Raw genomic sequence first — 12,171 nt, 5'->3', positions numbered from 1 at the left:
GCCCTCCCGCGACCCCGTCCGAGGAGAATCCGTGACGTACACCGGTGATGTTCAGGTCGGCGGCCCCGCCGACCTGCGCGAGCTGCCCGCCCTGACGATCGCCAAGCTGGCCGTCGGCCCGTTCGACAACAACGCCTACCTGATCCGGTGCACCCAGACCGGCGACGGCGCGCTCATCGACGCGGCCGCCGAGCCCGACCGGCTGCTCGAACTCATCGGCGACCGGCCGATCAGCAAGATCGTCACCACCCACCAGCACGGCGACCACTGGCAGGCCCTGGAGGAGGTCGCCAGGGCGACCGGCGCCTCGGTGATCGCCCACCCGCTCGACGCGGGGGCGCTGCCGGTGCCGGTGGACCTGGAGGTGGAGGACGGCGACGGGATCACCGTCGGCGTGGTCAGCCTGGAGGTGATCCACCTGCGCGGGCACACCCCCGGCTCGATCGCCCTGCACCACCCGGGCCACCTGTTCACCGGCGACTCGCTCTTCCCCGGCGGCGTCGGCAACACCAACAAGGATCCCGAACGGTTCGCCCAGCTCTTCGCCGACGTGTCGGAGCGGATCTTCGACCGGCTGCCGGACGACACCTGGGTCTACCCGGGCCACGGCAAGGACACCACGCTCGGCGCCGAGCGCCCCTCGCTGCCCGAGTGGCGCGAGCGCGGCTGGTGACACCCCCGGGGCGGCGGGGAGTCCGGGCCCGTACGGCCGGGCTCCCCGCCGCCCGGGCGGGGCCCGAACGCGGCGGGAGGACGGCGTCAGCCGCCGAAGACCCGGAGGATCCGATCCGCTGCCTTGGCCGGATCCTCCACCCGCTCCACCAGGTCGCCCCAGGACCAGCGGTAGAACCAGCCCTCGGCCAGCGGGACGCAGTCGAGGGTCTCGTTGAACATCGCCGCCTCGGGATCGCTGACCCGCAGCGACGGCGGGCTCCGCCTGAGCGTCACGCTCATGCCTCTCAGCTCCAGCTCGCGGGCGAGCATGCCGAGGAAGTAGGTACGGGTGTGCTCATGCGGCTCAGCTCCCATGAGGCAATTGAACGCAGCCACGCCGGACATGGGAAGCGTGCCGGGGCATTCCGGGACGAGAACGGGTCCGGGCATGGCGTACCGACGACCATCCGCCATGCCCTCGGGGAGACGGCGTGAGCGCGCCGCGGGCGGTCAGCCGACCCCGGCGGACGCCTTGCGCTGCTCCTTGCGCTTCTCCCGCTTGAACATCAGGACCCGCAGCGGGATGGCCGCCACGATCGTCATCTGCATGACCGCCCCGACCTTGATCAGCGTGTCGCCACCGGCCAGGCCCGCGACCCAGATGGTGAGGCAGGCGACGTTGATCATCATCCAGGCGAGCACCGCGGCGGCCAGGTTGCCCTTGGGCTTGGGGTACTCGATGCGGCTCACCATGAGGTACGCCACCCCGAAGACGGGCAGGATCGTCCAGATCGACGGGGGGAACAGCAGCACGATCGAGACCACGGTCATCGCGCCCATCGGGATGGGCAGCCCCATGAAGTCGCCGCTCTTGGTCTTCACGCAGGCGAAGCGCGCGAGCCGGACGACCCCGGCCAGCAACACCGAAGACGCCGCGGCCATCACCAGAAGGAAGGGGATCTGCTGGTTGAACCCCGCCCAGATGACCACCATGAAGGCGGGCGCGAAGCCGAAGCTGATCACATCGGCGAGGTTGTCCAGCTCGGCGCCCATGGCCGAGGCGCGGAACTTGCGGGCCACCAGGCCGTCGAACAGGTCACAGGTGGCGCCGATCAGCAGGAGCACCACCGCGGTGCCGAAGAAGCGAGGATCGGCCGCGAAGGGCTTGTCCTGCTGCAGCGCGCTGATGGCCGACCAGGCGAGCACGCAGACCGCGAGGAAGCCGCAGAGGGCGTTGCCGAGAGACAGGGAGTCCGCGGCCGACAGGCGGAACGCCTTGCCCACGGGTCCTCGTGGCTCGTCGTCCGTCTCGTCCATCGGCCAGCTCGCGTCAGCCGTGGTCAAGACCCGTCACCCCCGCGACCGTCTTCTGGCCCACGGAGACGGCCGGGGCGATCCCCTCGGGAAGGTAGACGTCGACCCGCGAGCCGAGCCTGATCAGGCCGATCCGCTGGGCCTTGGCGACCTTCGCCCCCTCGGCCACGTAGGGCACGATGCGGCGCGCGACCGCGCCGGCGATCTGGACCAGCTCGATGTCGCCGAGCGCGGTGTCCAGGTGCCAGACGACCCGCTCGTTGGTGTCGCTGTCCTTGTTGAACGCGGGCAGGTACCCCCCGGACACGTGTTCCATCGAGGTGACCGTGCCGGCCAGCGGCGCCCGGTTGACGTGTACGTCGAGCGGGCTCATGAAGATCGCGACCCGGGTGCGGCCGTCCGGCCACGGGTCGATGCTCTGCACCACGCCGTCCGCGGGCGACAGGATCCGCCCGGTGCCCGGAGTGCGATCCGGATCGCGGAAGAACCAGAGCATCCCGCCGGTGAGGGCGGTCAGCGGGACCGCCGCCAGCGCCCAGCGCCGGTCACGACGGCTGAGCAGGGAGGTCACGGCGGCGGCGGCCACGGTCGGGAGCAACCACGGGGAGACGCCACGTGCCAGGCCCAGCGGGCCTGGCATGTGGCTTGCTGAATCGTGGGACACAGGGAACCTTTGTGATGTCTTGCGGCATTAGACCGGTATGTCTACCCGCTCTGGGGCAGGATGTTACCCATCTCTCAGCCCTTATAAGGCGCAATGAGACAAGCAAAGCGCCTCACACGCCGATTCGCTAGCCCTGCTCGACACTCGCCGGGGTGGTGTTTTCCTTGCCCGCGCGGATGTCACGCCGGGCCTTGATCAAGCTGACCACGGTGGTGACGATCATCGTGACGACGATGACCGACAGCGACAACCAGATCGGCACCGCGGGGGCCCAGGAGACACCGCTGGAGTGCAGGGCCTCGAGGATCAGCTTAACCCCGATGAAACCGAGGATGAACGCAAGACCGAAGCTGAGGTAGACCAGCTTCTGGAGCAGGCCGCCCAGCAGGAAGTACAGCTGGCGCAGGCCCATCAGGGCGAACGCGTTCGCGGTGAAGACGATGAAGGCGTCGGTGGTCAGGCCGAAGATCGCCGGAATCGAGTCGAGCGCGAACAGCAGGTCGGTGGTGCCGATGGCGATCATGACGATCAGCAGCGGGGTGACCAGGCGCTTGCCGTCGACCTTTACGGTGATCTTGGAGCCCACGTAGTCGTCGGTGTGCGGCAGCACCCGCCGCGCCCAGCGCAGCACCGCGTTCTCCTCGAGGTGCTCCTCCTGGCCGAACTGGCGGACGAGCTGGACCGCCGTGTAGATCAGGAACAGGCCGAAGACGTAGAACAGCCAGCCGAAGTTGGCCAGGGCCGCGGCGCCGATCGCGATGAAGATGCCGCGCATGACCAGCGCCATCAGGATGCCGATCAGCAGCACCTTGTGCTGGTACACCTTCGGCACCGCGAAGCGGGTCATGATGATGTAGAAAACGAAGAGGTTGTCGATACTCAGGCTGTACTCGGTGAGATACCCGGCGATGAACTGGCCCGCGGGGGTGGGGCCCGCGAAGACCCACAGCCCGATGCCGAACAGCACGGCGAGGGTGACGTAGAAGCCGACCCAGAACCCGGCCTGCTTGAGGGAGAACTCTCGGGCCTCGCCTCGATCGACGATCCAAAGGTCGAAGGCGAGGACGACCAGGAGCCCGCCGATGACGGCGAACCATGCCCAGACAGGAACATTCACAACTGATAAACCTCCGGCGGCGCGCGCGACAGACTGCCGGAGGTCTCTCCCGCCCGCGTGAGGACAGGTCGACGTGAAGCAGGTCGACAACGCGGACCGACAGCCCCGGGGGCCTCGTGGAGCGAGACAACACCGTGATGACGAGACTGTCGCGAAGGGATACTCCCCCCCTAACCACGCCAGTATAGGTGTCCGGCATGGCGGCGCCTAATCCAACATCGCGACGCCCCCGCTTGTTCCCCCCGGCTCCGGAACCGCCCGCCACCGGCCCCTCGAACCTCTCCAGTCCGCCGGAAGAGCACGAGAACTCCTCCTCCGAGGTCAGGGAGGAGTCCGGCACAAGCCGCGAATCTCTGCACAGTCCTAGGAAAAACCCGGATGGCCCGCTCAGGGAGGTCCGGTCACCACCGCTCAGGAAAGCCCGGTCACCACCGCTCAGGAAAGCCCGGTGTAGACCGCGAGCACCGCCGCGAGCGCCTCCTGCTCGCCCGGCAGCCCGCGGCCCCGCCTGGCCGCGGCCGCGGCCAGTTCCCCGGCGAGACCGTCGTCGGCGAGCACCCTCGCGACCGCGTCGCGCATCGCGGCGATGTCCCCGTACGGCACCAGCAGCCCGGCCTCGCCCACCATCGCCGGGATGCCCCCCACCGCGGTGGCGATGACCGCCGTGCCCGCCCGCAGGGCCTCCTGCACGGTGAGCGGCTGTCCCTCCCAGCGGCTCGGCACCACCAGCGCCCTCGCCACCCCGAGCAGATCCCCCACGTCGGCCCGGTCGCCGAGCAGCCGCACCGGCAGGTTCTCCCGGTCGATCCGCCCCTGCAACTCCCCCCGCAGCGGCCCCTCCCCCGCCACCAGGAACACCGCCTCCGGCGCCCGCTCCTCCGGGCCCCGGCCGTCCGCGGGTTCGGCGGATACCCCGCCCGGGACGGGTCCCGCGTCCCCGCGAGCCTCCCGCAGGGCCTTCACGACGTCGAGCAGGGTCTCCAGCCCCTTCTGCTGGGCGAGTCTCGCGACCGTCAGGAAGATCATCCGATCACCGGTGCCGAGCTCTCGCCGTACGTCGCCGGGCTCGCGCCCCGACGGGGGCAGCGAGGGCGCCGGAACGACGGCGGCCTCGACCCGCCCGGCGCCCAGGCGGGTCATCCGCTCCCCCAGGTCGGGGGAGACGACCAGGATCCGGTCGGCGCGGCGGGCCACGATCCGTTCCAGGAGACCGTAGACGGCACCGACGGCGCCGCCCGCGGTGGCGGCGTTGTGCAGGGTCACCACCAGGCCGGTCCCGGTCCCGGCCAGCGCGATCGCCGCCAGGGCCCCGGCCCGCAGCCCGTGGGCGTGCACCGCGTGCGCCCCGCGCAGCGCCCGGAGCGCCCGGATCGCCCGCAGGTCCTCGATCGGGCGGGGCCGGTCGGAGATCGGCACGGGCGCGAAGCGCGCGCCGAGGGCCGCGAAGCCGAAGGCGCGCTCCGTGCTCGGCGGACCCGCCACGACCACCCGGTGGCCGCCGCGCACCAGCCCCCCGGCCAGCATGGCGACGTGCCGGCCGACCCCTCCCGCGCTCGTCCCCAGTACGAGTGCCACGCGCCTGCCCTGGTCGGCCATCGGAGCGGCTCCCCTCCCTCTCATCCCTCACGGCCCCCGGCGGAGCTCTCATCCCTCACAGCCCCCCGGCGGAGCCTCGCCAGCAGCGCCCGGGCGTCCTTCCCGTCGATCACCACCGCCACGGCCGCGAACGCGGCCGTCCCGGCCACGCCTGCGGCCAGCCCGGCCGCCACGGACATCCACTTCGACACCGCGCCGAAGGCGCCGACCAGGAACAGCCCCGCCCCCCAGGCCGCGGCGCCGCCGGCCAGGGTCGCCAGCAGGGTGCGCGGCGTCCCCGCCAGCGCGGCCACCCCCCTGCTACGGAGCACCGCGACGGCCAGGAGCAACCCGCCGACGGTCATGCCGACGGTGCTGCCCAGTGCCAGCTGCCCGACCACGTCGGGCCGGTCCCCCGCGGCGTGGGCGAGCACGATCTGGGCCAGCAGCGCCACGGCCCAGCCGGTCACCGAGGCGACGGCCGCCGACCGGCCCCGCCCGCAGGCGTACAGGATGCGGGCGAGGTGCAGCATGAGCGCGTACCCGACCAGGCCCGGCGCGAACAGCGCGACGGCCCTCGCCATCTCGGCGGGCTCGCCGCCCGGGGTGTCCTCCAGGAACACCCTCGACACCGGTACGGCCACCGCCGCCATCACCCCGGCCGCGAGCCCCGTCATCAGGAGCACGGCCCGGGTGGTGGAGGCGGTCAGGGCGTCGAAACCCGGCGTGTCCCCCTCGGCCGCCCGGGTGGACAGCACCGGGAACGAGCTGGTGGCGATCGGCATCACGAGCACCGCGTACGGCAGCTGGTACAGCGCCCAGGCGTAGGTGTAGACGGCGACCGCGCCCTCGCCGCCCAGGCCGTTGGCCAGGCGGATGACGACGATCAGCGCGACCTGCTGCGCGACCAGCACGGCGAGACCCGCGGTGGCGAGCCTTCGCGCCTTGATCGCGACGCCCGGCGGGAACGACAGCGTGGGCCGCAGCCGCAACCGCAGCCGGGACACCGGCCCGACGACGGTGAGCACCATCGCGGCGGCGGCGACGGTCGCGCCGAGGGAGAGCGACAGCTGCCCGGCGCCGCTGAGCTTCGACAGGTCTCGGGCGGCCTCCTCGTTGACCGCCTCGAACAGCAGGTTGGAGGCGACGATGAGCAGGCTGGAGACCAGCGGCGCCAGGGCCGGGCCCATGAATCGCCGGTGCGCCTGGAGGACCCCGTACAGCACCACGGCCAGCCCGAAGAAGATCATCCGAGGAGCGAAGACGACGAGCATGCCGGTGCCGGCCTCGACGACGCCGGCCAGTTCGCATCCGTGCGGATCGCCCATGAGCAGCGCGACGATCGGCCCGGCGAACGCGACGATGAGCAGCGTCAGCGGCACCAGGACGAGCATCGCCCAGGTGAGCAGCGCCGAGGTGGTCCGGCTCACCTCGGCCCTGGCCTCGGGGTCGTCGTCGGACCTGGCGGCCGCCGAGGCCAGCACCGGCACCACCATCCCGGCCAGCACGCCACCCGCGACCAGCTCGAAGACGATGTTGGGCACGTAGTTGGCGGTGTTGTAGGCGGTGCCCAGGCAGCTGTTGCCGACGCTCTGCGACTGGACGAGATACCGGCCGAACCCGACGAGCCGGGCCAGGACGGTCACGACTCCGATGAGAAGTGCCGCTCCCGCGACCCCCCGCGCGATCCTCGTGCTCATCGGGGGGTGGGTGCCTGCTCCACAGGGCGACGGCCGAGCATGTCGACGCGGTGCAGGAGGGAGTTGCCCGCGATCACCTTGGTGAAGCTGATCCTCTCCGAGGCCGCGGTCAGCGCGACCACGGTGCCGAGCACGGCGAGCCGTCCGGGACGGCCCAGGGTGACGGCGGCGGCCAGGCCGAGGAGCGCGCCCAGCGCGTTGGCCCCCGCGTCGCCGAGCATCGCCCGCTCGCCGAGGTCCTCGGGCAGCAGTGCGGCGGCGGCCCCCATGGGGAGCGCGGCCAGGGTGGCCGGGACCGGGTCGTTCTTGAGCAGTCCCGCGGCGAGCAGGGGCGCCCCTGCGAGCAGGCCCACCTTCACGGCGCGCCCCGGCCGCAGGTCGAAGAGGTTGGCCAGATTGGCGCTCCCGGCGATCAGCCCGCCGTTGACGACAACGTCGAAGGGGTCGCGGGAGATGACGGCGGCGGCGGCCAGACCGGTCGCGCCGATGCCGAGGATCTTCACGGCCCCGCTGGTGACCTCGCCCTTGGCCAGGGCGCTCAGATGTCCCTTGAACCCCTTGGAGGAGGTCGCGCCGTACAGGTCGTCGTAGGCTCCGAGGCCACCGCCGCCCGCCACCGCCAGCAGCGCCGCCACCCGGACCCCGCCGGGCAGCCCGGGGATCACGGCCGCGGCGGCCCCGGCACCGGCCACGAACGCCGGGCCCTCCAGCAGGGTGATCGGCTCGCCCCGGTGGTTCGTCCGGGTCCAGGTCTCCGCGTCGCCCACCGGCGGCCTGCGGGTGAAGGCGGCGTACGCGGCACGCGCGGCGACCGCGCCGAGGAACGCGCCGGCGAGGGCACCCGCGAGGGCGCGGGGAAAAGCGCGACGAGCCATCGGGTCATCCTCCGGAGGTGGCCGTGGCGGCCGTGGGGGCGGCCGTGGGGGTCGGCGTCGCGCTGGGCTCGATGCCGGAGACGCCGGGGCCGATGCCGTACTGGCCGGCCAGCCCGGTGAGTTGCTCTCGGAGAGCGTAGACCACCACGACCCGTCCCGCGGGCATATCGGCGGTGTCGACGCTGGAGACCTTCTCGGTGAGGGCCGCGTCCTCGCGGAGCGCGGCGATGACCCCGCCGGTCGCGACCGAGGTCTGCGTACCGGCCAGCACGGTGCCCTGGCCCGCGTCGTCCAGGCCGACCGCCAGCGTCACGAGCGCGCTCGCCTGCTCGCCCGCGGTCTCCCCGGTGTACGCCTCCGCCGGGGCGATCACCAGGGCCACCTCGGCGCGCTTGGCGGGTTCGCCGGTGACGGTGAGCAGTCCGCCGCGCTGGAAGGCGTCGAGGATGCCGGCCCCGGCCGGGTGCTCCTTGCCCACCTGGCTGGAGTCACTGGTCAGGATCGCGCCGGCGAGCACCTCGGCCGCCTTGTCGTACGCCGTGTCCTCGACGGAGAAGACGGTCTCGGGGGCCTTGGCGCCGACGGCCAGCTTGTCGAGGAAGCCCGCCTGGGCGGGATCGGTGTATCGCTCGGCGAGGGTGATCCGGCCGGTCACGGTCGCCCCCGCCTCCTCGATCACCTGCTGCGCCGCCTCACGCACGCTCGCCGTGCTGCCCGGGGCCTCGACGATCACGACGCTCTCGCCGACGAGAGCGTCCTGGACCAGCCGGGGGGTGTCGGCGGTCACGAACGCGTCGTTGGCGGCCTCGCGCTTCTGCAGGGCCTCGACCTGGTCGCGGAGCTCGTTGTTGCCCTCGCGGAACTGGTTGACGGCCAGCTCGCTCGCCTTGATGACGGGGTCTTCGAGCAGGGTGGTGCCCAGCACGATGCCCACCGACAGCGCGAGGAAGATCGCGACGATGGAGACGAGGTGATAGCGGAAATCGATCACGAGAAGAGTCCGACCAGCCAGAAGATGAAGCCGCTCCAGACGTCGCGCATGCTGTCCAGCCAGATCTTGCCCACCGGGGAGACGACGATCGCCACCCCCATGGTGATCAGCGTGGTGGCGACGAGCAGGAGCAGGGACGGTGTGGAGATCCGGCTGCGGTAGAGCCGGCTGACGCCTTTCGCGTCGATGAGCTTGCTGCCCACCCGCAGACGGGTGAGGAAGGTGCTGGCCATGCCGGAGCGGCCCTTGTCGAGGAACTCCACCAGGGTCGCGTGGGTGCCGACGGCGACGATGAGGTCGGCGCCCTTGTCGTCGGCGAGCAGCATCGCGATGTCCTCGCTGGTGCCGATCGCCGGGAAGAGCACCGCGGTGCGGCCCAGCTGCTGGACCCGCTCCAGCCCCGGCGCCCGGCCGTCGCGGTAGGCGTGCACGACCAGCTCGGCGCCGGTGGTGAGCGCCTTGGTGGAGACCGAGTCGAAGTCTCCGACGATGATGTCGGGCAGGTATCCGGCCTCCAGCAGCGCGTCCGCGCCGCCGTCCACCCCGATCATGACCGGGCGGTACTCGCGGATGTAGGGGCGGAGGGCGGCGATGTCCTCCTTGTAGTGGTAACCGCGCACCACGATGAGGACGTGCCTGCCCTCCATGACGGTCCGGACGTCGGGAACGCCGATCCCGTCGATGAGGAGGTCGCGCTCGCGGCGGACGTACTCCATGGTGTTGGCCGCGAACGCCTCGATCTGCACCGTCAGCCCGGCCCGCGCCTCGCTCATCGCGGCCTCGACGGACTCGGCCGTCTGCACGTCGCCCTTGCCGACCGCCTCGTCGTCGAGGTGGATGACGCCCTCGTGCAGCCTGACCAGGTCGCCGTCCTTGATCCGCTCGAACAGCTCGGGGGTGGCGTTGTCGACGAACGGCACCCCGGCGTCGACGATGATCTGCGGGCCCAGGTTGGGATAGCGGCCGCTGATGCCGGAGGCGACGTTGACGACACCTGCCGCGCCGCACGCGACAAGCGCCTCCGCGCTCACCCGGTCAACGTCAACGTGATCGATAATCGCGATTTCCCCGGCCCTGAGGCGCTTGGTCAGCCTCTTGGTCCGCCGATCGATTCTCGCCACTGCCGTCACCCCGGGAAGGTCAGTGACCTTCCTGCGGCGGAGGTACCCGGTGAGCCCGTTTTTCAGCCCGTCAATCGGCACCTTCATCACGACCATCCTGCCAGAGGGAACGACCGGGAGAGCCAAACAGCCGGCAGCGTGTCAGATCCGTCACCCGAAATCCCCGGCACCTACTCCCCCGGACCATACGAATTACTCCTTCAACCCGTCACGCGCCCCATCACTCCTTTATCCGGCCTATTCGGCCCGTTTCAACTGTCCGGTCACGCCTTGTCGGCGGCGGCGATCGACAGCAGCTCCTCGGCGTGCGCGCGGCCCAGCTCGGAGTCCTCGAGCCCGGCGAGCATGCGGGAGAGCTCGCGCGCCCGGCCGTCCTTGTCGAGGGCGATCACGCCGCTGCGCACCACGCTCCCGTCGTCGGCCTTCTCCACGACGAGATGCTGGTCGGCGAAGGCCGCGACCTGCGGGAGGTGGGTGACGACGATCACCTGGGAGGTGCGGGCCAGCCGCGCCAGCCTGCGGCCGATCTCCACCGCGGCCTTGCCTCCCACGCCCGCGTCGACCTCGTCGAAGACGAACGTCGGGACCGGGTCGGCACCGGCGAACACCACCTCGATGGCGAGCATCACCCGGCTCAGCTCGCCGCCGGAGGCGCCCTTGTTCAGCGGCAGGAGCGGCGAGGCCGGGTGCGGCGCCATGCGCAGCTCGACCTCGTCGACGCCCTGCGGGCCGAACTCGGGGGCGGCGGCGATGGTGACCACCACCCTGGCGTGCGGCATGGCCAGCGCGGTGAGCTCCTCTGTCACGGCCCGCCCGAACCGCTCCGCGGCCGCCGTCCTGATCCGGGTCAGCTCGGCGGCCAGCTCGGTGAGGCGCTCGGTGAGCTCCTCGTGCTCGCGGGTGAGCTCGCCGATGCGATCGTCGTCGCCGTCGAGCTCCGCCACCCGGGCTGCGGCCCGTGCCGCCCAGGCGAGCACCTCCGCGGTGTCCTGGCCGTACCTGCGGATGACGTGGATGAGCACGGCCCGCCGCTCCTGCACGACCGCGAGCCGGCCCGGGTCGGCGTCGACCGACTCGAAGTACGCGGCCAGCTCGGTGGCGACGTCGGAGATCAGATAGCCCGCCTCCGCGAGCCGGTCGGCGATCCCGGCGAGCGCGGGGTCGAAGTCGCGCACCGCCTCGACGGCCGCGCGGGCCTCGCCGACCAGCGCGATGGCGTCCGGCATGGCCTGCTCGCCGGACAGCGGGTCACCGAGCAGCGCCCGGTGCGCCGTCTCCGCGGCGCCCCTGAGGGAGTCGGCGTGGGAGAGCCGCTCCTCCTCCTCGCGCAGCTCGATCTCCTCGCCGGGCTTGGGGTCGGCCTTCTCGATCTCACCGAGCCCGAACCTGAGCTGGTCGGCCTCCTGGGCGCGCTCCCTGGCCCTGGTGGTCAGCTCCTCCAGCTGCTCCGCGATCTTCCTGTGCCGTTTGTAGGCCTGCTCGTAGGCGCGCAGCGGCTTGACCAGCTCCTCGCCGGCGTAGCGGTCGAGGGCGGCCCGCTGGCGGCCCGGCTGCAGCAGCCGCTGCTGGTCCATCTGGCCGTGCACGGCCACCAGGTCCTCGGCCAGGTAGGTGAGGGTGCCGACCGGGACGGTGCGCCCGCCCAGCCAGGCGCGGCTGCGCCCCTCGACGGAGACCGTCCGCGAGATGATCAGCTCGCCGTCCTCGACCACGCCGCCCACGTCCTGCACCTGCTGGGCGACCCGTCCCGCCGGGTCGACGATCAGCGTGCCCTCGATGGTGGTCTTGCCGGAGCCGGGGCGGACCCGGGCGGGGTCGGCACGGCCGCCGAACAGCAGCCCCAGGCCGGTCACCACCATGGTCTTACCCGCGCCCGTCTCGCCCGTGACCACGGTGAATCCCGGCGCTAGCACCAGGACGGCCTCGTCGATCACGCCGAGCCCCTGGATGCGGACCTCCTCGACTCTAGGTCGCACTGGTCCCTCCCGTCACATCGAATTCACCGAACATCAGTGCGGTGCGCGGGCACGATCCTACGCGCTCGAGGCGTCGCCCGCCCGGACGAACTAGGGCCTGTTCTGAGTTCAGATCGTGAGGTTGTGCTGCGCGGTACCGTCCGGCCCTGGTAGGCGAAGGGGTATGACACGTGGTGACCTCACC

General features: G+C 71.8%; 11 protein-coding genes. 1 reads left to right on the top strand and 10 read right to left on the bottom strand.

From position 1 onward, the window contains the following. Positions 1-31: 31 nt before the first annotated feature. Positions 32-673: an MBL fold metallo-hydrolase gene (locus AB0F88_RS19910; RefSeq protein WP_362685657.1), complete on the top strand. Its 642-nt coding sequence runs from the start codon at positions 32-34 to the stop codon at positions 671-673. Between the two features lie 86 nt (positions 674-759). Here AB0F88_RS19910 and AB0F88_RS19905 read toward each other — a convergent pair whose 3' ends face one another. The 10 genes from AB0F88_RS19905 to recN all read right to left on the bottom strand — a co-directional run bounded on the left by AB0F88_RS19905 (position 760) and on the right by recN (position 11,987). After that, the gene (locus AB0F88_RS19905; RefSeq protein WP_362685654.1) at positions 760-1,029 is read right to left on the bottom strand and encodes a hypothetical protein; all 270 of its coding nucleotides are present in this window, start codon (positions 1,027-1,029) and stop codon (positions 760-762) included. Positions 1,030-1,164: 135 nt separating this feature from the next. Continuing rightward, positions 1,165-1,998, bottom strand: coding sequence for a CDP-diacylglycerol--serine O-phosphatidyltransferase (gene pssA, locus AB0F88_RS19900; RefSeq protein WP_362685651.1), 834 nt, complete (start codon positions 1,996-1,998; stop codon positions 1,165-1,167). Next, positions 1,985-2,608 (bottom strand): phosphatidylserine decarboxylase, encoded by a 624-nt coding sequence (locus AB0F88_RS19895; protein ID WP_362685648.1) that lies wholly within the window; start codon positions 2,606-2,608, stop codon positions 1,985-1,987. The genes pssA and AB0F88_RS19895 overlap by 14 nt, the downstream gene beginning before the upstream one ends. Positions 2,609-2,759: 151 nt before the next feature. Continuing rightward, on the bottom strand, positions 2,760-3,749 hold the full coding sequence (locus AB0F88_RS19890; protein ID WP_362685645.1) for a TerC family protein: 990 nt from the start codon (positions 3,747-3,749) through the stop codon (positions 2,760-2,762). A 435-nt stretch (positions 3,750-4,184) separates the two neighbouring features. Further along, positions 4,185-5,345 carry a glycosyltransferase family 4 protein gene (locus AB0F88_RS19885; protein WP_362685642.1) on the bottom strand — a complete coding sequence of 387 codons (1,161 nt, stop codon included), beginning with the start codon at positions 5,343-5,345 and terminating at the stop codon, positions 4,185-4,187. A 20-nt stretch (positions 5,346-5,365) separates the two neighbouring features. Continuing rightward, positions 5,366-7,024: a lipid II flippase MurJ gene (locus tag AB0F88_RS19880; protein WP_362685639.1), complete on the bottom strand. Its 1,659-nt coding sequence runs from the start codon at positions 7,022-7,024 to the stop codon at positions 5,366-5,368. Beyond that, entirely contained in the window at positions 7,021-7,899 is an 879-nt protein-coding gene (locus tag AB0F88_RS19875; protein WP_362685636.1) for a hypothetical protein, read from the bottom strand. The genes AB0F88_RS19880 and AB0F88_RS19875 overlap by 4 nt, the downstream gene beginning before the upstream one ends. Positions 7,900-7,903: 4 nt before the next feature. Beyond that, positions 7,904-8,890, bottom strand: coding sequence for a copper transporter (locus AB0F88_RS19870; protein ID WP_362685633.1), 987 nt, complete (start codon positions 8,888-8,890; stop codon positions 7,904-7,906). Beyond that, a complete protein-coding gene (gene steA, locus AB0F88_RS19865) occupies positions 8,887-10,098 on the bottom strand; it encodes a putative cytokinetic ring protein SteA (RefSeq protein WP_362685630.1) in 1,212 nt (403 codons plus the stop codon). The genes AB0F88_RS19870 and steA overlap by 4 nt, the downstream gene beginning before the upstream one ends. 176 nt (positions 10,099-10,274) lie before the next feature. Continuing rightward, complete coding sequence (recN, locus tag AB0F88_RS19860; RefSeq protein WP_362685627.1) at positions 10,275-11,987, bottom strand: DNA repair protein RecN; 1,713 nt, start codon at positions 11,985-11,987, stop codon at positions 10,275-10,277. Positions 11,988-12,171 lie beyond the last annotated feature (184 nt).

The sequence above is a fragment of the Streptosporangium sp. NPDC023963 genome, from assembly GCF_040639135.1.
In the GTDB taxonomy this organism is placed as follows: Bacteria; Actinomycetota; Actinomycetes; order Streptosporangiales; family Streptosporangiaceae; genus Streptosporangium.
The sequence above is the reverse complement of the archived record's forward strand: the minus strand, read 5'-3'. Positions and strand labels throughout refer to the sequence as shown.

Excerpts from the sequence above, each read along its gene's own strand:
- steA (WP_362685630.1), bottom strand. The coding sequence starts at position 10,098 with ATGAAGGTGCCGATTGACGGGCTGAAAAACGGGCTCACCGGGTACCTC.
- AB0F88_RS19895 (WP_362685648.1), bottom strand. The coding sequence starts at position 2,608 with ATGCCAGGCCCGCTGGGCCTGGCACGTGGCGTCTCCCCGTGGTTGCTC.
- AB0F88_RS19885 (WP_362685642.1), bottom strand. The coding sequence starts at position 5,345 with ATGGCCGACCAGGGCAGGCGCGTGGCACTCGTACTGGGGACGAGCGCG.
- AB0F88_RS19905 (WP_362685654.1), bottom strand. The coding sequence starts at position 1,029 with ATGGGAGCTGAGCCGCATGAGCACACCCGTACCTACTTCCTCGGCATG.
- AB0F88_RS19880 (WP_362685639.1), bottom strand. The coding sequence starts at position 7,024 with ATGAGCACGAGGATCGCGCGGGGGGTCGCGGGAGCGGCACTTCTCATC.
- AB0F88_RS19875 (WP_362685636.1), bottom strand. The coding sequence starts at position 7,899 with ATGGCTCGTCGCGCTTTTCCCCGCGCCCTCGCGGGTGCCCTCGCCGGC.